Origin of the sequence: Paenibacillus sp. NPDC058177, assembly GCF_042883835.1 — a bacterium.
GTDB lineage: Bacteria > Bacillota > Bacilli > Paenibacillales > Paenibacillaceae > Paenibacillus_AQ > Paenibacillus_AQ agri.
Genome location: NZ_JBHVVB010000001.1, coordinates 1711023 through 1734894 on the forward strand (window position 1 = coordinate 1711023; position 23872 = coordinate 1734894).

Below are 23872 nucleotides of genomic sequence, written 5' to 3' on the forward strand. Positions count from 1 at the left end.
TAATATGTAAAATTCATACTAACTGGATATTGCATAAAGACGCAAATACCACATGCTACAATAACAGTTTAAAGCGGTGAAATATAAAGGCGTTGAAGAGCCTTGTATACGTGGGATATAGAAATAGAAGAAACCGCTCTCTTCATGGTACAGGGTCTCTGTTCCCATTTTCAAAAGAGCGGTTTCCAGTTCGATATAGGACTTTAAGACCTATCTACCAAATACTAATTTTGAAGAAACACCCTACCTTATTTTACATATAAACGGCTGGTCTCTTCCCAATATTCGCCCGCCTTTAAACTAAACAAACCAATCTCTTCCGCCGGAAGATCTACATTCGGAGCATTTACAAGGTTAATCTGCGGTTCAGGGCAGAAGAAGCCCTCTGTCGCACCATTGTTCCAAATCATCCATTGCTTGTAGGAGGCACCTACATCATAGACTAGCGTAACTCCGGCTTGACTGTCTGTCAGTTCCATCCGATTGCGTCCGTTTTGAGCCACGGCTGTGTAATGGTTATCCATTGAAGCATAGAACGGATTCACACCTTCATCACGTAATTGAATTTCTTCGGGCTGCAGTTCCTGGAAAGATCCGGTAGGAAGCATCCGTTCATTCAGTTCCCAACGTTGTCCAAGCGTAAGCTTCACCCGGTAGTCCTGTGAGGTGCTTCCCGGAGCGAACGGTGCATTGATCGCCGTATGGAATGCTAAGAGGCAAGGCATTTCCTCTTGGCCGTCATTATGTACCAGCAGTTGTTGGGACAAACCGCCTTCTCCGAGGCTGTAGCGCAGCTTGATCGTATAGTTGAACGGTAAATATTGATAAGAGGAGTGATTCTCATCCACTTTTATTTTGACGGTTACAAAGCTTTCTGTCTTGCTACTGCCGAACTCCTCAACCTCCCAGGCTGTCGTATGAAGGAACCCGTGCAAGTGATTGCCGGTTGCCGCCTCATTCACAGGAAACTGATAGGTATGTCCTTTCCACGGAAATTTACCATCCTCGTAACGGTTCGGAGGAAATAGTACCGGAATACCATGAATGCCAGGACTGGCTTTAAAGTCTTCCATCTCTTCCGCTCCTGGCTCGTGCAGGAAACGGTAACCGTTTTCCGTATCACGGAAGCAAATCAAGTTGCCGCCGATCCCCGGTAGTAGAGCCGCTTCATAACGCCCGGCTTTTAGCCAGATGGCAGCTTCGCCTTCATATTGCCCTTCAAATGCTGTAATCGACATGATTGTGTACAGTCTCCCTTCAGTACCTTCAGAAATACTCTCCACTTGTTAGATTACCACATCTTCGCAAGCGTTAACATGACCTTTTATAACTGCTCTACTTCCACACTCATAACATGCTCAATCTTCTTGATATCATAATAGATTTCCGTGGCATAATCCCGGTCTGGCGTAGACAGGACCATATCAATCAATTGCCTGCCGTCATCCAAATCCTTAATTTTTATGCGGCGAATGGTTCTGACATAGCCTTTCGGCCGCTTCTGCGAGATGGCTTCAGGCTTCTCAATTTTAAGAATGACGTCTGTCAATACGTAATTGGGTTCCATAATGATTTTGACGGAAACCTCATGCTTATTAAGCACCTGTGGCCCGATCGCCTTAATCAGGTGCGGAACAGCGTTCACAGCAAACATCAGCAATGCAACTGCATAAGCCGCTTCCTCATAGAATCCTGCGCCCACCGCGATCCCGATGCCAGAAGCCGTCCAGATCAACGCTGCAGAGGTCAATCCGGAGATCGCATCGCCTCCTCTACGCAGAATCACACCTGCTCCCAGAAAACCGATCCCGCTCACAATTTGCGCAGCTAGCCGCATCGGGTCCATATTGGGATGATCCGGTCCAGCGAACTTGTCGAACGCATGAATAGATACGAGCGTAACGAGACAGCTCGCAATACTGATGACCATACTGGTCCGAATCCCCAGCGGTTTCTGCTTAATCTGTCTGTCGATACCGATGAACAGCCCGAACAGCATGGCCACACAGAGTTTGATAATCGATTCAAAATGTAATTCCATCCTGTATTCTCCTCTCCTCACAGATAATCCATTATAACTGAAAGCCCTGCCCCTTTCTATAAGCAAAAACGGAATTTCAACCCCTGAGAGGCACGGCCTGATACACCGTAAATCTGCTGCGGGGCAGAAATCCGTTTTAGGTAGAAAAAACGTTCAGTTCATCATATGCAAGGTCAGATCGAATTAGTCGGAACTAGCCATGCAGCAGCGACTCTGCCCCGTCACAGTAGATTTCTGTACCCGTGATATGATCTGAGTTGTCAGAGGCCAGAAACAGTGCGAGCTTGGCGACTTGCTCCGAACTTCCTGGACCCTCTTCCAGCGGCTGATCCCCTTCGGGGAACTCCACAGGAATTTGCACCTCACCTAAATCATCTGAAGGAAAGGTATTCTTATCAATGTTGGTTTTGATGGCTCCCGGGCAGATTGCGTTCACGCGAATCTTGAATTGAGCCAGCTCCAGCGCTGCCATCTTCATAAAGGCCACCTGACCAGCTTTCGTCGTGCTATATGCGGAAAATCCAATATTGGAGAAGACCCTGTTTCCGTTGATCGAACTGGTAATGACGATGCTGCCACCCTTTTCTTTCAAATAAGGAATCGCATATTTCACGGTAGCAAACGTTCCGCGTAGGTTAATTTGAATGGTCTGATCCCAGCTCTCGATATCCATCGTCTCAATCGGGGCCAGAGCGCCATTGATACCGGCATTGGCGAAGACAATATCCAGTTGTCCCCAAGCCTCAGCCGCTTGTCTAACTGCTGCCTCCACCTGCCCGGGATCGGCAATGTCGCATCCGATGACCAGAACCTGGCCACCCTCCTGTTCCACCTGTCGTTTCACCTTTTCCGCCTTATCCACTGTCCGGTCCAATAAAGCCACCTTTGCTCCTTGTCTGGCGAATTCAAGCACTGCCGCTCGGCCTATACCCGATCCTCCACCTGTCACTATCGCTACTTTACCTTTCAACTGGTTCTCTGCCATGGATGTCCATCCTCCTTATCATATTGCATGCTTCAAGATCAGTTCTTTCCCTAACCTTTACCTCGCATACGAGTGCATGAATCGGCAGCGTATCTTCTGTACAACAAAAAGGCCTGAATATAAAGTCCTCAACGGACCTTATATCCCTGCCTCTTTGCCTGCTGTTAATTACTTATGATATACGGGCTTTACCATTAACCAAGCACGATCCGGTCATCTGCCAGCTTGTGCCCGCTAATAGCCTCGAATTCTCCCAGCAGGCGTTCCACAGTCAAATCCTGCTTCCGGCTGGCATCGATATCGAGAATAATCGATCCTTTATCCATCATAATCAGCCGGTTCCCCAGGCGAATCGCCTGCTCCATGTTATGGGTGACCATCAAGGTGGTCAGCTTCATTTCGCGGACAATGGACTCCGTCAGCTTCGTGATCAGCTCCGCACGGGAAGGATCAAGCGCTGCCGTATGCTCGTCCAGCAGCAGAATCTGCGGCTGCGTGAAGGTCGCCATCAGCAGGCTGAGCGCCTGCCGCTCCCCGCCCGACAGCAGCCCTACCTTGGCCCGTAGCCGATTCTCCAGGCCAATGCCCAGACGCTCTAGCTGCTCGCGGAACATTGTCCGTCTCGCCGCATTAACCCCAAAGCTCAGCCCTCTGTTCTTGCCTCGTTTATAGGCCATTGCCAGATTCTCTTCAATCGTCATATGCGGAGCTGTACCTGCCATCGGGTCCTGGAAGACCCGACCCACCCAGCGGCTGCGCTGAAACTCAGGCAGACCACTGATAGAACTGCCCTCAATCAGCACTTCGCCAAGATCAGGCTTCATTACCCCGGAAATAATATTCATCAGCGTAGACTTACCGGCACCATTACTCCCGATGATCGTAACAAAATCACCAGGATGGAGCTCCAAATCGATACCAAGCAAAGCAATTTTCTCGTCAGATGTTCCAGGGTTAAACAGCTTAGATACATTGTCCAGTTTAAGCATCGAGTGCGCCCCCTTTCTTACTGCGGAGTGCTTGCTCAGCCAATTCTTCTGTCCGCTTGCGTCCAACATTTTTCTGCTTTAAGTAACGCTGAATCGAAGGGAATACCAGCGCAACGATGACGATAACAGCTGTAATGAGCTTAAGATCCGAGGCATTCAGCCACGGCACCCGCAAGGCCAGTGCGACCACGATCCGGTAGACGATGGAGCCCAGAACGACCGCCAGTGTTGCCCGGAATACACTCCCGGAGCCGAAGATCGCTTCGCCAATAATTACGGAGGCCAGGCCGATGACGATCATCCCAATTCCCATAGAGGAGTCAGCAAAGGTCGAGTATTGAGCGATCAGGGCTCCTGAAAGCGCCACTAGACCGTTTGATAAGCTAATCCCCAGAATCGTAGTATTGTCTGTATTCACCCCAAAGCTGCGGATCATCCGCGCATTATCTCCGGTAGCCCGCAAAGCCAAGCCGAGATCAGTACGCAGGAACAGGTCCATTAGCAGCTTTACAATAAGAACTACGAACGGCATAATCAGCAACGGATTCACGGAGCCAAATATCAGATCCGCACCCATTAACGAGACGTTGGGTTTGCCCATAATGCGCAGGTTAATTGAATATAGGGCAATCATCATCAGGATACCTGATAGGAGACCGTTAATCTTGCCCTTAGTGTGCAGCAGTCCCGTACATATGCCTGCCGCCATCCCTCCGGCCAATGCTGCCAGCGTTGCCAACCAAGGCGAGTACCCATGCGAGATCATAACAGCGGCTATTGCGCCACCGGTAGTATAGCTTCCGTCCACCGTAAGATCCGGAAAATCAAGAATACGAAAAGTAATGTATACCCCTAAAGCCATAAAAGCATAAAGTAAGCCCAGTTCCGTAGCACCAAGCATCGAATTCATCATCGCTGACTTCCTCCCTAAGCGGCAAGGGCGTTCTTCAGAATCGCCCCTTGTGTCATGTCTTATTGAATAATGCTGTTAGCCGGGTCTTTGACTGCGCTCTTCATCGCGTCGGTAACCTCAATGCCCTGTGCTGCTGCCGCTTTCAGGTTCAAAATAACATCAAGCTTCTCCTGCATGCTAACCTTCATGTCTCCAGGTTTTTTGCCATCCTTCAGCACTTCAGCAGCCATCTGTCCAACCTGGTAACCATGGTCAAAGTATTTGAAACCTACTGTGGCAAAAGCGCCCTTCTCAACCGTATCCCGGTCACTGGAGAAGAAAGGAAGCTTATTGGCATTTGCCGTTTGGATGATCGGCTCGATCCCCGCTACCACAGTGTTGTCCAGTGTGACGTACAATGCATCGACACGGCCAACGAGCGATTCAGCAGCCTGCTTCACTTCGGAAGTATTTGTAATCGCTGCTTTAACCAGTTCAATGCCGTGCTTGTCGAGCGCATTCTTGGCTATTCCCGCCATCGTTACTGCGTTAGGCTCTCCTTCATTAATAACGAGACCCAGCTTCTTCACATTCGGAAATTGTGCCGCAATGAAATCCATTAGCTCAGTGATTGCTGCCGGATTTGTATCGGATGCCCCGGAGACATTTCCGCCCGGATGATCGAGATCCTTGACAATTTTCGCATCAAGCGGGTCCGTTACTGCCGCGAACAGAATCGGTGTGTCATTCTTGATGGACTGCACTACCGCCTGTGCAGAAGGTGTCGCAATCGCCAGTACAAGATCATTTTTATCCCCTGCAATCTTTTGGGCGATGGACAGGTTATTGGCCTGATCTGCCTGGGCATTTTCAAAATCTACCTTCAGGTTTTCGCCCTCAACAATTCCTGCATCCTTGAGTGCAGCCAGAATACCTTCACGAGTAGCATCAAGCGACGGGTGCTCAACATACTGCGAGATGGCAATCTTGTAGGTTTTGGCATCCCCGCTACCCGTATTTTCGGTAGCTGCAGCACTTTCCTTCGAATTCCCAGCTCCCGAATTAACAGCCGCATTGTTGCTGTTGGGACCGCAGCCCGCTGCCACAAGCAGCAACATACACATGCTCAAACTTAGCAAAATATTCTTTTTCTTCATTTGATAACCCCTTTTCTTGTACAGTATCAGCGCGTGCATCAGAAGTAGTGGTAAAGCATTATCGCTTTTATAGATGAATGCACTAAAGCGAAAGCTTACACGAATCTCACAGAAGCACATGCGAATCTATTAAACTTATATTATATGGAGGTCGTATATCCGTCAATCACATATAACACGCTCACATTTAACAATATCCTAACAAAATTCCCTCCATTATGGAGAATAACTGACACAATCAACAGGTTGGAATGGATTAACTATCTTAAGCTCACATAAAAAAGTGCTACCTGTGCAAACTTAACATTAAAGCTTACGATATGGAGCGTGTGATATGATGAAATATTCCAAAAAAAATAGCGCTGCAGCAGCCCTTTTATTGTGCACTGTCTTGGCTTGTACAGCCTGCAGCTATTATCAGCCCAAGGAAACCGCAAAAGTAAGATCACTGACTCCTGATGGGTCGCCTGCTACCAGCTATTATGAGAAAGCCAAGATCACCGACGCTAACGGAAAGTTCTGGATCCCTCTCTCCCCTGCTATTGCCTCCATCGGCTACCAAATGAAGGACGAGAAGAAGCCGGACGGATATACCAGCATTGGTTACACTGATGTGATGTACAAGCTTCGTCCTGGTTCAACCGAGGTCTTGTCATTGGGTGAAAAGGTTTCCTTAAGTGATGCCCCTCAGCTCCGTAATGGCCAGATCTATATGACGCCCAAGGCGCTTTCGAAGCTGCTTCAGACGAAAGTGGCCTGGAACCCGTATACCGGGGAGATTAATATCGCAACCCCAACGGTAAATGATACCGCAATTGAAGAAGGTCAGAACCAACTAGCCAGGCCATTAAAGATCCAGAGTCTTTCTCCTTCTCAGAGCAATGAGCTTGTGTCATACGCAAAATCCTTTCTTGGTGTCCCTTATGAATTCGGCGCTGCCCCATACGAAGAAAGTAAAAAGTTCGATTGCTCTTCCTTTACTCAGTATGTCTTCAAGAAGTTCGGGTTAAATCTGCCCCGTCTGGCCAAGGATCAGGACAATCTGGGGTCGCGTGTAAATCGGAACGAGCTGAAGACTGGCGATCTGATCTTTTTCACCGTCCCCGGACGGTTCGAAAACAATGCCATTCCAGGTCATGTCGGTATTTACATCGGCGACGGAAAGTTCATTCACACCTGGGGCGATCCCGGCGTTCAGATCAGCGAGCTGGACACCGGCTACTGGAGCAATGTCGTTTTGCACATGCAGCGGGTGCTGTAGCCATTCTCGTCAGATCACAAAAAGGGAAGACCTGGGGAGATCCCCCTCTGGTCTTCCCTTTTCCACTTAATAAGATGAACAGCTTCATATTCTCTACAATCACGATATTTCCAAATGCGGCTTCGCCATCCATCGTTTTCAATTTCCCCCGAAAGTATCGGTCCCGCTTTATAGCCGTGAACCCGATCTGCTTCCTTGCCGTTGGAAATCCTTGAATCTTGTACCCTGGTAGGTTAGCTCTCCGGTATCGCCTTCAATAATATATCCGTATACCGAATTCGGAACCTGGAGCTCTACACGGTTACCGCCCTCATCCTCGAAGGTCACATAGTAACTAGTGCTGGCGCTGTGGTCCCCTGAACCTCCCCATACCTCGCTGCGTTTAGCAACGGCTTGATAATACCCTGCGCTCAACGGGCTGGCTTTATATGCTAACCAGTTCTGTACCATTTTATAAATTATAAAAATAAAAACAAGCAGAAAGATCACGAAAAAAATCTTGAAGAATGTAGGGACATCTCCCAGAAACCCTTCAAAGAAACTTTGCTTGCGAAAAGCGCCAAAATCGTCCCATCCGTTCAAATCCATCCCTCCTGTTCATAAAATTATCATTAAAGCATTCTTTACTACAGCTTACGCGGTTATTGGGGCTCGGTTTCGTTCGTTCATCGTTGGAAAGGCCTGTTTTTTGGCAATCGGGTTTGGAGCAATCTCAGAACGTATGTTATGCTTTTAGTAATAAATGCAGGAAAGGAGGTGTTCCCTTGGTACGATCTGCAAGCCGTTTTGCATTAGTTTGGCTGTTGAATATTACGCTCAGTGTAGTGCTTTCTTTGACCCTTCCGCCAGCCTGGTCTTTCGAGACTTTTAACAGCAGCGAACAGGAAGCAGAGAATTACGAGTCCGAACGTTATGAACGTAGAAGCATGCCTCATGCACGCCTGAAGCCCCATAACGACATGGTCACACCTGTGTTAAAAACAAAGCCATCAGGGAACACCGTCCCGGCCCCTGAATATGTTATACTGCCTGTGCTCTGTATACTTTTCTGTCCGCTAATCTATAAATGGTTGCTGCGACAATGGCTGGACCCTTTAAAATTCACTTCAAAATTCGTAGCAGCTTATTAGACTTACATGACGCACTATTTAAAATAAAATGTTCCCTGCTGAAGGGAGGAATGCTTATGAAGACCGGCTTCGCCGGCATTCGGAGGCGCCCAGGCAGCAAAGGATTTCGCATTCTCGCTGTCATCGCAGGCGCGCTTCTGGCTGCAGTTGGCCTCGAATTGTTTCTGATGCCCCACGGCCTGGTCGTTGGAGGTATCACTGGGCTGTCTGCCCTATTTGCTCATACTACAGAAATGCGGCTTGGACTGTTTTTGTTTTTGTTTAATTTGCCCTTTATCTTTATGTCCCGCAAACAACTCAATTTGCGGTTTGCTCTCTATACAGTACTGGGGCTGGCCTGCCTTACGATAGGCTCTCTGGCATTACACCAGTTCCCGGCCATCATCGGCGACCCGCTGCCCGCGGCCATCGCCGGAGGTATCTGTCTTGGTCTTGGGGTCGGCATCTCCGTCCGCTTTGGCGGAATGAATCAGGAGGCCAGCGCCAGCGATCAGGGTTACTCTCTGCTGAGCGGCGGGCCGCCCCGATCTTATGAGATTGTAATCATGCTGCTGAATTGCTCCATCCTGTTTGCAGCAGGGGCACTCTTTGGCTGGGATCAAGCGATGTATTCCATCATCGCCTACCTGCTCGCCTTTGAAGGCGTACGCCTCACTCTTCGCGGACTTTCGCCCTCCAGATCCGCCTGGATTACCAGCAACCGCTGTGAGGACATCCAGCGGGTCCTAAAGGAGCAGCTGGATCGTGAGGCGGCACTTATTGGCGAAGGTGGGCATGACGGCCAGCAAGGCACTTTGTTCTGCCTCACAGACAGGACAGAGGAGAAAGTGTTAACTGAATTGATCCGTAAGGCCGATCCGGATTCACGGATTGTTTTCAAATCCTCCGAGAGCGCCCGGAGACGCAGATTATTTTTAAATGATAAGAAAGAATAGCTCTTGTGCTTTAGCAGTCTGATTGGATTTCAGATTTTGCAAATCAAAAAAAAGCGTTCCCCGTCAGACGACAGGGGACGCTTTTTTTGCTGTGAAGAAGGCTGACCAGACTGTGGGTTCCTTAACGGAACATTCCCCAAAGCCGGATCAGGTGAAACGTATTGTTCGGGTCTATTTTCTGCGCAATCACAAATCTCACAATCTGTTCTTCCTGCGCAGAGGTCAGTTTCTCATTGAGCACAGCAGATGAATTCCGTACCAGCTTGCGGACAGTTGCCGTTTCCTGCAGCTCTTTCTTTGAAACTCCTTCAATCATAGTTTTGATGCGTTCCTTGACCGCCTTATTCTTCATCTTGACCTTGATGCGATCAACGAGTTGGGGACTGATTCCATATTGTTGGTAACCCAAGTGCAGCACCTCCCGTCATATCCAATCTTTCAAAGTATATGAGGGAGCCTTGCCCCATGTGCCTATTTAGTCAATTAAATCCCCCTGAAAAATTTGCTCACTCTGCAAATAATTCCGCAACGGCGCATAGTCAGGAGAAGTCCAGAAGGAAGCATCCCGCAGCAATCCGGCGGCATCGTCACGGGCTTGCTCCAGCACTTCAAAATCAGCCGTCATATCTGCCAAGCGGAATTCCGGCAGTCCACTTTGCTTAGTCCCGAAGAAATCCCCCGGCCCACGCAGTTCAAGATCCCGACGCGACACCTCGAAGCCGTCATCGGTATCCGTCATAGCCGTCATCCGCTCGCGTCCAATCTCCGACTTCGGATCAGCCACCAACACGCAGTACGAAGCGTGCTGCCCCCGACCCACACGGCCCCGCAGCTGATGCAGCTGGGAGAGGCCGAAGCGATCCGCATCCATAATGACCATCAGGGTTGCATTCGGCACATCGACGCCGACCTCCACGACAGTGGTGGACACGAGCAACTGCAGCTCATTGCTGTAGAACGCACGCATTACCTCATCTTTTTCCGCCGGTGTCATCCGTCCATGCAGCAGTCCGACCTTATAGTCCGGGAAGGCTTGGGACATCTGGATATGAAGATCGATCGCATTCTGCACATCCAGCTTTTCTGACTCCTCAATCAACGGACAGATCAAATACGCCTGACGGCCCTGGTCGATTTCACGGCGAATCAAATTCAAGACCCGTTCCATCAGATCATGCTTAACCCAGTAAGTCGTAATCGGTACACGCCCCTTCGGCCGCTCAGATAGCGTGGACACATCCATGTCGCCAAATACAGTAATGGCCAGTGTACGCGGTATGGGAGTAGCCGTCATTGTTAGCACATCCGGGTTATAGCCTTTTCGGCGCAACACACTGCGCTGGTTCACCCCGAAGCGATGCTGCTCATCTGTGACTACCATCCCGAGATTTTTGAAGAAAACATCCTCCTGGATCAGTGCATGGGTTCCTACCACCACATCAATCATTCCCATTTGCAGGGAAGCCAGCAGATCTTTGCGCTTGCGTCCGTTCACACTTCCTGTCAGCAGCGCTACAGTAAGGCCGAACGGCTCGAACATTCTCGTAAGAGAACGCATATGCTGCTCCGCGAGAATCTCAGTAGGCACCATTAGCGCACCCTGAAAACCGGACTTTACCGTGGCATACAGCGAAATAGCTGCAAGCACCGTTTTACCAGAGCCTACATCTCCTTGAAGAAGACGGTTCATACAATAAGCAGACCGCATATCATGCAAAATCTCCAGCTCGACCTGCTTCTGAGCGTCAGTTAGCTCAAAAGGCAGGCTGCGGACGAATTGCCGAACCGTCGCATTGTCCACCGTATGCACTACTCCGTCCATTCTCCCGCGATTTAGCACACGGAAGGCTTGGACCTTCAGCTGGAACAGAAAAAGCTCCTCATAAACCATGCGGCGGCGTCCCTGCTGCCCTTCCCGGCTGTCTTCCGGCTGATGGATGGTCGCAATTGCCCGTTTACGTGGCATAAAGTCATATTTTTGTAAAATCACCCGCGGCAAAATCTCCGGGATCAGCTCTCCAAATTGCTGCAGCCCCTGACTAATCGACTTCCGTATCCAGGACTGTGTAATTTTACCTCCAACAGAATAGACCGGCTGCAAAGTTCCCGTCTTGCCTTCTCCGCGGTCCGGAAATTCATAATCCGTTACAGTAATTTGGCTGCGCTTCTGATCCCATTTGCCAGATAGCACGATACCACGTCCTGCGGTGAGCTGCTCACGGATATAATGCTGATTGAACCAGGTAGCGGTGAACATAAACGGTTCTGAGACCATTTTGCAGCTAAGCCTGGACTTGCCGCCAAAGCGCTGAAGTACCGGAATACCAATCACCTTGGCTTCCACCGTGACCTTGTCCCCATGCTTAACCTCGCTAAGTGAGCGTGGACGGTAATCTTCGTAACGGAATGGATAATACTCCAATAGATCCTTCACTGTAAAGATGCCAAAGGCGTGAAGCTCGCCTTGCTTTTGAGCACTCACGCCAGTTACTTTTTTCACTTCAATTTCATTCAAAGAAAGTGTCATGTTCATCCCTCATTATGCGGGCCAAATAAATACAGCCAACGTTCCGTTCCCAACATGGCTGCCTACCACAGGGCCAATGTTGGTCAGCACTTTCTCCTCAAGCGTAAAATGCTTGTCGAGTTCACTCAGGAACTCTTCACCAGAAGCCGGTTCTGCGGTATGTCCCACGGCCACATTGATTTTGTCCACACCCGGCAGATCGTTCTTGAACAGCTCGATCATGCGAGCAACGGCCTTCTTGCGGCCCCGTACTTTCTCTACTGCGTAGATAATACCTTCAGCATCAATGGACAGGATCGGTTTAATGTTAAGTAGCGTACCCAGAATGGCTGACGCTTTACCGATTCTGCCTCCTTTTTGCAAATACTCCAGCGTATCGACAAGGAAATACAGCTTACGGGACTGACGTAGTGTTTCTACTGCCTCAAGGATCTCCTGCGGCTTTTTCCCCTCTGCCGCCAGTCTAGCAGCATGTACTACCATTACTCCAAAACCATAGGAGGCAGACAGGGAATCCACGACTGTAATTTCTTCCCCGTCCTCCTCCAGCATGGATTTGGCCAGCATAGCCGATTGAAAGGTACCGCTGAGACCGGATGAAATATGAAAAGACAGAATAGGGCTACCCGGGTATTGGTCCAAAATGCTGCGGTAAACATTCATATATTCAACCGGCGACGGCTGCGAAGTAGTCGGCAGCTTCTGTGAATTAGGAAGACGTTCATAAAATTGCTCCGGTGTCATATCCACATTGTCCCGGTAGGATTGATCACCGAACATTAATGTCAGCGGCACAACCTCAATGTCATACTTCTCGGCCAGGGCCGGTGGAATATCGGATGTGCTGTCAGTGACGATTATGGTACGGTTCATGAATTTCCTCCCCAAACTATAGTTGGTCAACCCTCAAAGCAACAAATCAGAACATCTTATTTCACTTTACCCTTTACCTATCACGATCGTTTCAGCCTACGGCTCCACGGAAAACAGGTAATAGTATAGCGGCTGTCCGCCTTCATGAATTTCAACTTCTACATTAGGATACACCGAGCTAATCCACTCGCTAAGCGCTTCAGTGACATCCTCCTGTGCATCTTCACCGCTCAGGATCGTTACAATCTCGTCACCGTTCTCCAGCATATTGGTCAGGAGCGCCTGACTCGTTGCCAGCAAATCATCCGCTGCGGCCACAATTTTGGAATTAGATATTCCTATAAACTGACCTGATTTGATCTCCAGTTCATCATAGAGTGTATCTCGAACCGCATGTGTAACCTGACCGGACTTCACTTGTGCGATAGCTTCAAGCATATTGCTTGTGTTGCTATCCACCGCATCATCCTCTTGGAACGCAAATGCTGCAGAAATCCCCTGCGGAATGCTCTTGCTAGGAATAACAGTGATCTCCCGCTCATCAGCGAGCAGTTCTTTGGCCTGCTGTGCAGCCAGTACAATGTTAGAATTGTTAGGCAATATATATACATGCTTCGCAGAAATCGAAGAAATGGCATTTACGAAATCTTCGGTGCTTGGATTCATCGTCTGTCCGCCTGCCAGCACAACATCGACACCAAGACTTTTGAAAATATCAGCAATTCCCGCACCTGAAGAAACGGCGATAAATCCATATGGAGCCAGATCATCAGCTGGTGGCACGGCCGGGGCCTGTATGCTGACCTCTTCCTTCGGAATATCGGCGAACACATCCGGCATCGGAGCAATGTCCATACCCGCTGTCAGCAAATCCCGGTGCTGCTCACGCATGTTAAGAATATGAATCTGGGTGATCTCCCCATAGAGCAAAGCAAGATTCAACACCTCGCCGGGAGCTTTGGAGTGAACATGTACTTTGATTGTTTCGTCATCCGAAATAACGATGATGGAGTCCCCGTTCACTGATAGCGCTTTCCTAAATACATCCTCATCAAAAATTGCTCTCGCGGAACCGCCCAACTGACGGTTTATAAAAAATTCCATATCATATAAGAATTCAATATCTTCCGTGGAAAGCTGCGATTGTGCAGATGTCTGTACCGAGGCCAAATTAAGCTCTGGTTTGATCGGACCTGGAGTCACTGCAATCGGTGCAGGAATGGTAGCCTGTCCTTGAGCAGCTATACCTGTGATTCCACTGGTCAGGTGCTGATGAAAACCTTCGTAGATATAGACAAGCCCCTGTCCACCGGAGTCGACTACTCCGACTTGCTTGAGCACAGGCAGAAGTTCAGGCGTATTCGCCAGCGCTTCCTTGGCTTTGGACAATACCTCCGTCATCAGCTCTGTCACATCATTGGTGCGCCGTGCAAAATAAACCGCATGCCGCGCAGCTTCCTTGGCAACCGTAAGTATTGTTCCCTCTACAGGTTTTACAACTGCCTTGTATGCTGTATCCACTCCGTTCTGCAGCGCTGCCGCAAACTGTTGTGTGTTCAGCTCATCAAGCTGCGCCGCATAGCGACTGAACCCCCTGAACAACTGGGAGAGAATAACGCCTGAGTTCCCTCTGGCGCCCATTAACAAGCCCTTCGAGAGTACACCTGCACATTGGCCAAGAGAGGCCGTATTATTCCTTTTCAATTCATTCGCGCCTGCGGTCATCGTCAAATTCATGTTTGTTCCCGTATCTCCATCCGGAACCGGAAAAACATTCAACGAATTGACGTGCTCTGCATGCTGCTGCAGCTTCTCCGCACCGGTGAGTACCATTGCGGTAAAATCTGTTCCGTTGATAGAACGCTTACTCAATGAGAATTCCCCTTCCTAACTTCATGCCTAATCAACACTAGGATTAACTGGACATAATACACTAATTTATATTGTACTATAAGAGACTAAAGAAATAAATGTTTTTGAGCGGTTGACGAAGCATTTTTTACTGTGATATTATATTTAAGTATTGTTTTATGCAGGTGTAAGTAACAAGGAGGTGTAATCTGTGTCCCGTAAATGTATCGTAACAGGCAAAAAGCCGGGCAGTGGTAACCACGTGTCTCACGCGAACAACCACAACCGTCGCACTTGGGGAGTTAACGTTCAAAAGGTCCGTATCCTCGTGAACGGCAAGCCGAAACGCGTCTATGTCAGCACCCGTGCTTTGAAGTCCGGTAAAGTTGAGCGCGTCTAGTCTTTAGCATTTTAGATCGAGCGATATCTCATATCAAGCAAAAAGCACCCTTTACATATGTAAGGTGCTTTTTTTCATGTCTTTTTTTCTTTTACAGCCTCAACTCTTCTGAAAAGTATTCAAAATCGCTTTAACGAAACCTCCTAAAAACTTTGGCAGCTTGAACGTGTAAAATTTCATGGTTTACCCTCCCATCAATTCGTGCCGTACGGTAGGAGACTTTATATTCTCTTTCGCTGACGGTTACATCTTGCAGACCTCTCCCATTCGCCAGAATTTCTCCGCTACCTGGACCCTTCCTTCAGCTTGCCTCAGGTTCCGGCCGGAGACGACGAAAAAAAAGGCTACATGAGATTTCTGCTCATGTAACCATATTTATGCGCTGCAGACTTGGCCTATACCAGCAGTCTGAACAGTGTATTCTATAGCTTGACCTGTGTTGCCGCGCTTCGAATCGACTCGATAGCCGCTGCACGGTCACTTCTACCGAAGACCGCATTGCCTGCGACCAGTACATTAGCGCCAGCTTCCACAACCAGTGGTGCCGTAGCTTCGGCAATGCCTCCATCCACTTCAATCAGCAGATCTGGGTGGACCTCATTGGCCCATTCGCGAATTTGACGGATTTTGCGGAGTGTACTCGGTATAAAGGCTTGTCCACCAAAGCCTGGGTTCACAGTCATTACAAGCACCAGATCCACATCCTCCAGCACTTCACGCACGGCAGATGCCGGTGTGCCCGGGTTAATGGCTACGCCTGCTTTGAGACCTAGCTCCTTGATCTGGTGAATTACACGATGAAGATGCACGCAAGCCTCAGCATGTACTGTAATAACAGCGGCTCCGGCTTTGGCAAAATCTCCGATATAACGTTCAGGATTCTCAATCATAAGATGTACATCCAGCGGCAATGAAGTATGCTTGGAAACGGCATCGACAATTGGCGGTCCCAAAGTGATATTCGGGACAAAACGTCCGTCCATCACGTCTACGTGAAGCCAGTCAGCGCCGCTGTCCTGTACTTCCTTCACTTCTGCTCCAAGTGCGGCAAAATCCGCGGATAACAACGATGGGGCTAAAATAATCATGATCAGTACCTCCGCTTTTTATCTTTCATTTCATTAAAAAACAGCTTGTAATGCTCATAGCGGCTCGGGGCAATCTCCCCTTGTTCCAGTGCTTCAACGACCTTGCAGCCCGGCTCATGAAGATGACTGCAGCCGCGGAACTTGCAAGCTTCCGCATATGGAGCGAACTCTCGGAAACAGGTGGACAACTCCTCTACACCAAGCTCCAGGAAATCGAGCTGACTAAAGCCAGGGGTATCGGCTACAAAGCCTCCGTCCCCAATGTCCATTAGCTCGACATGGCGGGTGGTGTGGCGGCCACGGCCCAGCCGCAGGCTGATCTCTCCTGTCTCCAGAAGGAGGCCGGGAACGATCCGGTTGAGCAGGGTAGACTTACCCACACCCGATTGTCCCGCGAACACGCTGATTCCTCCTGCGAGCCGTCTGTGAACCTCTTCGCTGCCCGCACCTGTTAGCGAACTCGTTACCAGTACTTCATAACCGATTTCTTCATACAGGGCCTTCACCGTGGCTGTCGCTTCATCGTCACCTGCCGCCAGATCCTGCTTAGTCAGTACAATTAGCGTTTCCAATCCAGAATGCTCTATATGCACCAGGAATTTGTCGAGCAAGTTGAGGTTCATATCCGGCTCACGCAAAGAGAATAATAGCACAGCAAGCTTAACATTGGCCACTGGCGGCCGAATCAGCTCTGAATCCCGGGGGAGAATTTGATCTACCATGCCCTCTCCGTTCTCCGTCAAACCATAAATCACACGATCGCCTACCAGAGGAGATACCCCTTTTTTCTTGAAGATTCCTCTAGCTCTACACTGTACCGACGTCTCTTCAGAGACGATAAGTCCGTCACAAAGCGGCTTTACATAATAATAACCGCTTAAAGCCTTAACAATTACACCTTCAGGCATACATAGTGGGCCTTCCTCTCCTTAATTTACGAAGATGACCCAAGTAGTTATCCCCGGGTCATCTCGCTCTGCCATTGGCTACTGACTTTTGATCAGCTGCTAATGGTCTTTATTATCTTTATGTTTCAAAGACTTATCTTTGTTCTTGCCGTTGTTGCTGGCAACATGCTTTGCACTGTCTCCCTGTTGCCCATTACCGGGTACGAAGCCCGTCTGATCGGCATTCCCGGTTCCATTCGCACCGTTATCGCCACCATTGTTTCCGGTGCCATTACCGGTACTGTTACCTCCCTGATCAGGAGCCATAGCCGGATCGCTTGTCGGCTGCTCCGATGGCGGTGGTTCCGTAGGCGCCTGGGTCGGGTCCGGCGTGCGGGATGGCTCTGGGAGCGTCGGAACAGGAACCGTTCCGTTCTTGGCATCCACATAGGACACTGGATACGTATCATAGAGTTCACCATCGCGATAAATCAAGACCACCCCATCTTTGTTTGGAGCGAGTAACATGTTAATGGAGAGTACTTGATTCTTGGTAATCGTCCGTGTACCCCATTCCTGCTTCTCACCGTTGTTGCGGGCATCCGCATACTCAATACGGATCTTGGTCTTCTTACCCTCCTGGGTCGGCGCAACCGGAAGATTATACGTGTAATTCAAGGCTTCCGGCGGATATCCTGAACTCAAGGTAATAGTAATCTTCGTACCTGGAGGTGTTGGAACCCCCTTATCATAAGGCCACTGCTTAACGACCTTACCTTTGTCAACAGAGAAGCTCGCCTCTTCCTTGACTTCCTCCAGAACAAGCTTCACTGCTTCAAGCTTCGCTCTGGCTTCCTTCTCCGTCAAGTTGATGAGATCTGGCATCGTGACGCTTTCCTCACCTTTACTGAGAATCAGTGTAACCTGCACCGCCTCCGGGTCAAAGTCACTTGCAGGCAACGGATCTTGGGTAATAACCTTGCCAGCTGCTACATCAGAGCTCGTACGCGTATCCTGGGAAATGCGATTCTGTGCCACACCCAGATCAAGCAACGCTTTGACAGCCTCATCAAATGTCTTGTTCGAGAGATCCGGCATTTTAGTCAACGGCTTGGCCGTACTGACCGTGAGTTGAATCGAAGTATTCTTCTTGACCTTCGTATTCTCCTGTTTGCTCTGCTTGTAGACAATGCCTTCCCCGTAGTTAGGGTTATAAATCTCGGTGACTGGCTCTTCAACCTCGATTCCCAATTCGGACAGCTTCGCCTTGGCATCATTCAGTGACAGATTTATGACGTTTGGTACCGCCACCTCAGGGATAACCAGCTTCGCATTCACATACCATACTACACTCGCCATCGCGAGTAGAATCAGAAGTGTTAATCCGATCCAGAGTGCCGGGCGGCCCCACTTTTTCTTGCCGCTAGATACCGGAACCTCCGGCTCGTCGGAATGACGCATTCTCTCTGCGTTGCCCCCCCGGTTCCCCTGTGATCTCTGAATTGGCTTGATGGCAGGAATAATCCGCGTCTTATCCTCATCATCATCATCCTGAAACTCGGCCTTTGGCTCGCTGCGCCGTTCAGGCAGCAGACAGCTCTCCAGATCCTGCAGCATTTGTTTGGCTGACTGGTAGCGCTCCTCGGGGTTCTTACGCATGGACCGCAAGATCACGTTCTCCACACTTTGCGGAATCAGCGGGTTGAGAAGTTTCGGCTCCTCGAATTCCTCCTGAAGATGCTTTAGTGCTACGCTGATCGGGCTTTCTCCCAAAAACGGCAGACTGCCTGTCAGCATTTGATAGAGTACAATCCCCAGAGAGTACAGATCCGACTTTTCCCCTGTAGCTACTCCCTTGGCATGCTCTGGTGAGAAATAATGCACCGATCCCACCACAGAGCCTGTCTGGGTGATAGTTGTAGATGTAACTGCACGTGCGATGCCAAAATCCGTAACCTTGACACGCCCGTTGCGTCCAATAAGGATATTATGTGGTTTGATGTCCCTGTGTATGATCTGATTCTGATGAGCGTGGTCAAGCGCATCGCAGATCTGGGAGGCAATGCGAACGGCCTCGTCCACCTGCAGCGGAGCCCGCTCCTTAATAATTTCATTCAGGTTCTTACCTTCTACGTACTCCATAACGATATAATGAATTTCATCTTCCTGCCCGACATCATAAATGCTGACCACATTCGGATGAGACAGCGATGCGGCAGATTGCGCCTCCCGCCTAAACCGGCGGATAAATTCCTCATCATGCACAAACTGACTGCGCAGCACTTTGATGGCGACGTTACGGTTCAATAAAATATCATGGGCTCTGTACACAAGCGCCATGCCGCCTCCACCGATTCGTTCGATGACTTGGTAACGGCCTCCCAACTCGTGACCGATCATCTATCCCACTCCTTTGTTTCGGGCACTGCGGCCTCTCCTTGATGTTCTAACATAGCGACGCTTATATTATCGCCGCCACCGGCAAGCAGGGCCAACTGCAGCAGGCGATCCGCCCGTTCTTCCAGCGAGATTTCTTGGATTCCCGCTACCTTCGCCAAATGCTCTGTGCTGACGAAATTACTCAGACCGTCACTGCACAGTAACAGAACTTCCCCTGCCTCCAGCTTGATAGGGGCCAAATCGACGGAGGTCTCCGCATCTGTGCCCAGCGCTCTGGTCAGCACATTCTTCCGCGGATGGTTATCTAGCTCCTCCAGGCTGATCTGGCCGTTCTTGAACAGCTCATTGACCAGCGTGTGATCCTCTGTTAGTTGGACCGCGTTACCGTCTCTTATCATGTAGGCTCTGCTGTCTCCAATATGGCCAATAAAACCGTTTGACCCGTTCAGCAAGACAGCAACGACTGTAGTCCCCATATTATGGTACTTCTCGTCACTGGATGCCTCCTTGAAAACAACATCATTGGCTTTCAGAATGGCTGAAGAGAGCGTCGCACTCAGTTCTTCACCGGAAACATCAGGTCCCAGATTATCCAGGGTGTCCTTTATCGATTCCAAAGCGAGCCTGCTTGCCGTGTCGCCCGCCAAATGCCCCCCCATTCCGTCTGCAATGATGCCAAGTGTGTAGCCGTAACGCGTAACGCCGATCCAGACTGAATCTTCATTGACAGAGCGCACCCGGCCAATGTCGCTGACATGAACTGTCCTGATCAAATATCCTCACCTCAGATCCATATGTTTAGCGCGCAATTGTCCACATGCAGCCGCAATATCATGGCCCTGTTCACGACGAATGGTAACATTCACACCATGGTCGGACAACACACGTTGAAACTCAAAGATATCTTTACGGGATGTACGCACATACTTGCGCTCTGGCACATGGTTGATTGGGATCAGGTTGACGTGGCACAGCATGTTCTTCAGCACGCCCGCCAATTCTGCAGCATGCTCAGGCTGGTCATTCACTCCGCCGATCAGCGCGTATTCAAAACTAATACGACGTCCTGTCTTGGCCTGGTAGTAACGCAGGGATTCGATCACATCGTCAAAGGGGAAGCGGCGGTTAACCGGCATCAGCTTGGAGCGGAGCGCATCGTTCGGTGCATGGATGGAGATCGCCAAATTGATCTGCGTATCCTCGTCGGCAAACTTGTAGATGTTTGGCACAATACCACTTGTAGAGACCGTGATGTGACGCTGGCCGATGTTCAGGCCCTTCTCATGAATCATCAGACGCAGGAATCTCATGGTTGCGTCATAATTCTCGAAAGGTTCGCCTGTGCCCATAATTACAATACTGCTTACGCGTTCTCCCCGGGCGTCAAGAATCTGCTGAGAGCGAACAACCTGTGCTACGATCTCACCCGCCGTCAAGTCACGCTTCAATCCGCCAAGTGTAGAGGCGCAGAAGGTACAACCAACCCGGCAGCCCACCTGTGTAGTAACACAGACGCTGTTACCGTAGTTGTGCTTCATAATAACGGTCTCGATCGCATGATCATCATGGAGACCGAACAGGAACTTCACAGTACCATCTTTCGATTCCAGCTTCGTAATTTCAGTTAAGACGTCAATAGAGAAATGCTCACTGAGCTTGGTCCGCAAAGCCTTGGACAAATTACTCATGGATTCAAAATCATTCACACGCTTCACATACAACCAATCAAAAATCTGTCCGCCCCGAAAAGCAGGCTCTCCGTTGTCTTTCGCCCATTGTTGCAACTCTTCCAAAGAAAAATCATATATTAAAGGTTTCATTCGTATTGGCACCTGTTCTTTCATAAGGATATGCTTATTGTTTCTCATTCTTTCTAGTTTAACACAAATTTCAAAGGTGGTAAAAGAAAACCCGCCGCACCGGGCCCGGTGGGCGGGGTAGTAAAGGTTTTACCTTCGCCTTTACTATATTACAAGATTCGCTGCAGTCGGGCAATATAGAACCCGTCACTGCCATAATGATGGGGCAGTAGCTGAATTCCCTCCCCGGCAGCCAGCGCCGTCCCCTCCAGGCGGTTCCAGACGTCCGAGGCGAAGGTTAACGACGCAAAATCAGGGTTGTGTTCCAGGAAGGAGGCCACGACTTCCCCGTTCTCGGCTTTCTCTGTCGTGCAGGTGCTGTACACCAGCACGCCCCCCGGTTTAAGCAGCCGGGAGACCGACTGGAGCAGCTGCCGCTGAAGCGCAGATACGCTCTCGATATCCTCCGGCTGCTTACGCCATTTCAGATCCGGCTTGCGGCGAATCACGCCAAGGCCGGAGCAAGGAGCATCGAGCAGGATTCTGTCGAAGGAGCCTGGCTCAAACTTCTGCTCCAGGTCCAGAGCGTCGGCACTTCCTGTCACAACACATTCCAGCCCAAGCCGCCGGGCCTGATCCGCAATCAATGCAGCTTTATGCGGATGCAGATCATTGGCGTGAATCGTGCCTTCGTCTTTCATCAGTTCGCCCATATGCGAGGTTTTACCCCCTGGAGCGGCACAGCAGTCCAGCACTTTCATGCCAGGTTCCGGAGCCACGACCTCAGCCACCAACATGGAGCTTTCATCCTGAACGGACAGATAGCCGTTCCGGTACCATGAGGTTAGCGCCGGATTGCCGCCACCCTTGATGACAATCCCGTAAGGACTGACCTTCGAAGGCGAGACCTCCAGCCCCTCTGCCGCCATCTTCTCCAGCAGACGTTCACGGCTGATCATCGTTGTGTTGACACGAACGCTGATAGCGGGAGGCTCATTATTGGAGGCACACATCGCCTCTGCCGTCTCCACACCATATTCGGCAATCCAGCGCTGTACTAGCCACAGTGGATGCGAGTGCCGAATAGAAATACGCTTCGCCGGACCCAGATTCTCCGGCAGCACAGGGAGGTCACCAGCGCGCAGCACGCTGCGCAGAACCCCGTTGACCATCCCGGAGATGCCCTGATGTCCACGCTTCTTGGCGATATTCACAGCTTCGTTCACGGCTGCATGCGATGGAACGCGATCAAGATACATAATCTGGTACAGACTCAGACGAAGTAGATTACGTACCCATGGCTGCAGCTTGGCGATTCCCTTACTGACAAACCCTTCAAGCACTTCATCCAGCGTATTCATTCTGGAGATGGTTCCGTAGACTAGCTCGGTAGCCAGTCCCGTATCTTCCCGGCTCAGTGAAGATTTCTGCAAGCTGCTGTTCAGCAGCAAATTGCTGTATGCGCCCTGCTGCTCGACTCTTACCAGCACATCCAAGGCCACTTCGCGGGCCGAGGCTGGTTTACCGCCGCCCTTGCTGCTGCCTGCACCGCTGGCTTTGCCAGCAGCGGCGCTTCCTGCGATAGCTGCTTTCCCTGCGGCTACCGTTTTCCCTGCGGCGGCTTTCCCTGCGCCCGGCGGACGGCTTCCGTCCTGGCGGGATGAATGTCCGCGCTGGCCATTCCGGCCTGCGCCATTATTACCGCCGCTCATCCTAGCACCGTGCCGGGCTTCATCGCTGCCCCGCGGCTGAAGTCAGCGGCGCTCATGGCTTTTTTGCCTGCCGGCTGCACCGTCGTCAAAAGCAGGCTGCCGTCGCCGGTCTTCACCTCGACGCCTTGTGCTTCCACCGCCAGCACCGTGCCTGGTGCGGCTTGACCGCCGTTCCCGGTAGGAGCCAGCGAAGGATTACCTGCTGCCCATACCTTGAACGTCTCCCCGTTCCAGAGGGTAAACGCGCCGGAGAACGGCACGAGCCCGCGGATACGGTTATAGATGTCACGCGAAGACACGTTCCAGTCTATACGCTCATCCTCGCGGCTCAGATTCGGCGCGTAGGTAGCTTCGCTCTCCTCTTGTGCCACAGCGTCCACACGACCGGCCGCAAGGCGAGGCATTTCAGCTTTTAGCAGATTACGCCCAGCCAGGCTTAGCTTCTCGAACAGATCACCGGAGGTATCCCCGTCTTCGATCGGTACCTCCACACGAGAGATCATATCGCCGGTATCCAGTCCTTCTGCCATATACATCAAGGTCACACCTGTAACCTTTTCACCATTAATAATCGAACGCTGGATCGGAGCGCCTCCACGATACTTTGGCAAAAGCGAACCGTGAACGTTCACACATCCGTTCTGCGGCAGATCCAGAACCGACTTGGGCAGAATCTGCCCATAAGCCGCGGTAACAATCAAATCCGGCGCATAAGCCGCCAGTTCAGCCACTGCTTCCGGACGACGCAAACGTTCCGGCTGAAGCACCGGGAGACCCAGTGCCAGCGCCGCTTCTTTGACCGGCGAAGGAGTCAGCGTTTTTTTCCGGCCCTGCGGACGGTCCGGTTGGGTGAGAACGGCTACAACCTCGTAGCCCTCCTCCACCAGCATTTGTAGACTGGGCACGGCAAACGCCGGGGTTCCCATGAATACTATCTTCATCAGA

Annotated in this window: 23 protein-coding genes; 4 read left to right on the plus strand and 19 right to left on the minus strand. The window is 50.4% G+C overall.

Annotated elements, in window-relative coordinates; all coding sequences use genetic code 11:
- Positions 1-248 precede the first annotated feature (248 nt).
- The 6 genes from ACFVU8_RS08145 to ACFVU8_RS08170 form a co-directional block, all read right to left on the minus strand.
- Complete coding sequence (locus ACFVU8_RS08145; RefSeq protein WP_387426722.1) at positions 249-1238, minus strand: aldose 1-epimerase; 990 nt, start codon at positions 1236-1238, stop codon at positions 249-251.
- An 86-nt stretch (positions 1239-1324) separates the two neighbouring features.
- The gene (locus tag ACFVU8_RS08150) at positions 1325-2041 is read right to left on the minus strand and encodes an MgtC/SapB family protein (RefSeq protein WP_175374579.1); all 717 of its coding nucleotides are present in this window, start codon (positions 2039-2041) and stop codon (positions 1325-1327) included.
- 193 nt (positions 2042-2234) lie between these two features.
- Complete coding sequence (locus ACFVU8_RS08155; RefSeq protein WP_379466203.1) at positions 2235-3026, minus strand: SDR family oxidoreductase; 792 nt, start codon at positions 3024-3026, stop codon at positions 2235-2237.
- A 194-nt stretch (positions 3027-3220) separates the two neighbouring features.
- Positions 3221-4015, minus strand: a complete 795-nt coding sequence (locus ACFVU8_RS08160; RefSeq protein WP_175374577.1) for an ABC transporter ATP-binding protein — start codon at positions 4013-4015, stop codon at positions 3221-3223.
- On the minus strand, positions 4008-4928 hold the full coding sequence (locus ACFVU8_RS08165; protein WP_387426723.1) for an ABC transporter permease: 921 nt from the start codon (positions 4926-4928) through the stop codon (positions 4008-4010). The genes ACFVU8_RS08160 and ACFVU8_RS08165 overlap by 8 nt, the downstream gene beginning before the upstream one ends.
- A 59-nt stretch (positions 4929-4987) precedes the next feature.
- Positions 4988-6064, minus strand: a complete 1077-nt coding sequence (locus ACFVU8_RS08170; RefSeq protein ID WP_387426724.1) for an ABC transporter substrate-binding protein — start codon at positions 6062-6064, stop codon at positions 4988-4990.
- A 334-nt stretch (positions 6065-6398) separates the two neighbouring features.
- On the opposite strand from ACFVU8_RS08170, the gene ACFVU8_RS08175 reads away from it, so the two are divergent.
- Positions 6399-7325 carry a C40 family peptidase gene (locus ACFVU8_RS08175; protein WP_379466206.1) on the plus strand — a complete coding sequence of 309 codons (927 nt, stop codon included), beginning with the start codon at positions 6399-6401 and terminating at the stop codon, positions 7323-7325.
- A gap of 168 nt (positions 7326-7493) precedes the next feature.
- Here the strand turns inward: ACFVU8_RS08175 and ACFVU8_RS08180 are convergent, their stop codons facing one another.
- Entirely contained in the window at positions 7494-7907 is a 414-nt protein-coding gene (locus ACFVU8_RS08180; protein WP_387426725.1) for a DUF2500 domain-containing protein, read from the minus strand.
- Positions 7908-8089: 182 nt separating this feature from the next.
- Between ACFVU8_RS08180 and ACFVU8_RS08185 the strand changes: the two genes are divergently transcribed.
- A complete protein-coding gene (locus tag ACFVU8_RS08185) occupies positions 8090-8455 on the plus strand; it encodes a hypothetical protein (protein WP_379466208.1) in 366 nt (121 codons plus the stop codon).
- 56 nt (positions 8456-8511) lie between these two features.
- Complete coding sequence (locus ACFVU8_RS08190; protein WP_387426727.1) at positions 8512-9390, plus strand: YitT family protein; 879 nt, start codon at positions 8512-8514, stop codon at positions 9388-9390.
- A 121-nt stretch (positions 9391-9511) separates the two neighbouring features.
- Here ACFVU8_RS08190 and ACFVU8_RS08195 read toward each other — a convergent pair whose 3' ends face one another.
- The 4 genes from ACFVU8_RS08195 to ACFVU8_RS08210 all read right to left on the minus strand — a co-directional run bounded on the left by ACFVU8_RS08195 (position 9512) and on the right by ACFVU8_RS08210 (position 14662).
- Positions 9512-9799: a stage VI sporulation protein F gene (locus ACFVU8_RS08195; RefSeq protein WP_175374571.1), complete on the minus strand. Its 288-nt coding sequence runs from the start codon at positions 9797-9799 to the stop codon at positions 9512-9514.
- Positions 9800-9865: 66 nt separating this feature from the next.
- Positions 9866-11917, minus strand: a complete 2052-nt coding sequence (gene recG, locus ACFVU8_RS08200; RefSeq protein ID WP_387426728.1) for an ATP-dependent DNA helicase RecG — start codon at positions 11915-11917, stop codon at positions 9866-9868.
- 12 nt (positions 11918-11929) lie between these two features.
- The gene (locus tag ACFVU8_RS08205; protein ID WP_379466211.1) at positions 11930-12790 is read right to left on the minus strand and encodes a DegV family protein; all 861 of its coding nucleotides are present in this window, start codon (positions 12788-12790) and stop codon (positions 11930-11932) included.
- 96 nt (positions 12791-12886) lie between these two features.
- Positions 12887-14662: a DAK2 domain-containing protein gene (locus ACFVU8_RS08210; RefSeq protein WP_379466212.1), complete on the minus strand. Its 1776-nt coding sequence runs from the start codon at positions 14660-14662 to the stop codon at positions 12887-12889.
- 190 nt (positions 14663-14852) lie between these two features.
- On the opposite strand from ACFVU8_RS08210, the gene rpmB reads away from it, so the two are divergent.
- Complete coding sequence (rpmB, locus tag ACFVU8_RS08215) at positions 14853-15041, plus strand: 50S ribosomal protein L28 (RefSeq protein ID WP_066370676.1); 189 nt, start codon at positions 14853-14855, stop codon at positions 15039-15041.
- Positions 15042-15140: 99 nt separating this feature from the next.
- Here rpmB and spoVM read toward each other — a convergent pair whose 3' ends face one another.
- The 8 genes from spoVM to fmt all read right to left on the minus strand — a co-directional run bounded on the left by spoVM (position 15141) and on the right by fmt (position 23868).
- Positions 15141-15221 (minus strand): stage V sporulation protein SpoVM, encoded by an 81-nt coding sequence (gene spoVM, locus ACFVU8_RS08220; protein WP_006675261.1) that lies wholly within the window; start codon positions 15219-15221, stop codon positions 15141-15143.
- A 242-nt stretch (positions 15222-15463) separates the two neighbouring features.
- Positions 15464-16129 carry a ribulose-phosphate 3-epimerase gene (gene rpe / locus ACFVU8_RS08225; protein WP_379466213.1) on the minus strand — a complete coding sequence of 222 codons (666 nt, stop codon included), beginning with the start codon at positions 16127-16129 and terminating at the stop codon, positions 15464-15466.
- Positions 16130-16131: 2 nt separating this feature from the next.
- Positions 16132-17037, minus strand: coding sequence for a ribosome small subunit-dependent GTPase A (gene rsgA / locus ACFVU8_RS08230; RefSeq protein WP_175374566.1), 906 nt, complete (start codon positions 17035-17037; stop codon positions 16132-16134).
- 99 nt (positions 17038-17136) lie between these two features.
- Entirely contained in the window at positions 17137-19416 is a 2280-nt protein-coding gene (pknB, locus tag ACFVU8_RS08235) for a Stk1 family PASTA domain-containing Ser/Thr kinase (protein ID WP_387426729.1), read from the minus strand.
- Positions 19413-20189, minus strand: a complete 777-nt coding sequence (locus ACFVU8_RS08240) for a Stp1/IreP family PP2C-type Ser/Thr phosphatase (RefSeq protein WP_175374564.1) — start codon at positions 20187-20189, stop codon at positions 19413-19415. The genes pknB and ACFVU8_RS08240 overlap by 4 nt, the downstream gene beginning before the upstream one ends.
- A gap of 6 nt (positions 20190-20195) precedes the next feature.
- Entirely contained in the window at positions 20196-21236 is a 1041-nt protein-coding gene (rlmN, locus tag ACFVU8_RS08245) for a dual-specificity RNA methyltransferase RlmN (protein ID WP_379466216.1), read from the minus strand.
- 149 nt (positions 21237-21385) lie between these two features.
- Complete coding sequence (rsmB, locus tag ACFVU8_RS08250) at positions 21386-22927, minus strand: 16S rRNA (cytosine(967)-C(5))-methyltransferase RsmB (protein WP_387426730.1); 1542 nt, start codon at positions 22925-22927, stop codon at positions 21386-21388.
- Positions 22924-23868 (minus strand): methionyl-tRNA formyltransferase, encoded by a 945-nt coding sequence (fmt, locus tag ACFVU8_RS08255; protein WP_387426731.1) that lies wholly within the window; start codon positions 23866-23868, stop codon positions 22924-22926. Before fmt ends, rsmB begins: the two co-directional genes overlap by 4 nt.
- Positions 23869-23872 lie beyond the last annotated feature (4 nt).

Coding starts and splice junctions, on each gene's coding strand:
- ACFVU8_RS08145 (WP_387426722.1), bottom strand. CDS start 1,238: ATGTCGATTACAGCATTTGAAGGGCAATATGAAGGCGAAGCTGCCATC.
- ACFVU8_RS08150 (WP_175374579.1), bottom strand. CDS start 2,041: ATGGAATTACATTTTGAATCGATTATCAAACTCTGTGTGGCCATGCTG.
- ACFVU8_RS08155 (WP_379466203.1), bottom strand. CDS start 3,026: ATGGCAGAGAACCAGTTGAAAGGTAAAGTAGCGATAGTGACAGGTGGA.
- ACFVU8_RS08160 (WP_175374577.1), bottom strand. CDS start 4,015: ATGCTTAAACTGGACAATGTATCTAAGCTGTTTAACCCTGGAACATCT.
- ACFVU8_RS08165 (WP_387426723.1), bottom strand. CDS start 4,928: ATGATGAATTCGATGCTTGGTGCTACGGAACTGGGCTTACTTTATGCT.
- ACFVU8_RS08170 (WP_387426724.1), bottom strand. CDS start 6,064: ATGAAGAAAAAGAATATTTTGCTAAGTTTGAGCATGTGTATGTTGCTG.
- ACFVU8_RS08175 (WP_379466206.1), top strand. CDS start 6,399: ATGATGAAATATTCCAAAAAAAATAGCGCTGCAGCAGCCCTTTTATTG.
- ACFVU8_RS08190 (WP_387426727.1), top strand. CDS start 8,512: ATGAAGACCGGCTTCGCCGGCATTCGGAGGCGCCCAGGCAGCAAAGGA.
- recG (WP_387426728.1), bottom strand. CDS start 11,917: ATGACACTTTCTTTGAATGAAATTGAAGTGAAAAAAGTAACTGGCGTG.
- ACFVU8_RS08205 (WP_379466211.1), bottom strand. CDS start 12,790: ATGAACCGTACCATAATCGTCACTGACAGCACATCCGATATTCCACCG.
- spoVM (WP_006675261.1), bottom strand. CDS start 15,221: ATGAAATTTTACACGTTCAAGCTGCCAAAGTTTTTAGGAGGTTTCGTT.
- rpe (WP_379466213.1), bottom strand. CDS start 16,129: ATGATTATTTTAGCCCCATCGTTGTTATCCGCGGATTTTGCCGCACTT.
- rsgA (WP_175374566.1), bottom strand. CDS start 17,037: ATGCCTGAAGGTGTAATTGTTAAGGCTTTAAGCGGTTATTATTATGTA.
- pknB (WP_387426729.1), bottom strand. CDS start 19,416: ATGATCGGTCACGAGTTGGGAGGCCGTTACCAAGTCATCGAACGAATC.
- rlmN (WP_379466216.1), bottom strand. CDS start 21,236: ATGAAACCTTTAATATATGATTTTTCTTTGGAAGAGTTGCAACAATGG.
- rsmB (WP_387426730.1), bottom strand. CDS start 22,927: ATGAGCGGCGGTAATAATGGCGCAGGCCGGAATGGCCAGCGCGGACAT.
- fmt (WP_387426731.1), bottom strand. CDS start 23,868: ATGAAGATAGTATTCATGGGAACCCCGGCGTTTGCCGTGCCCAGTCTA.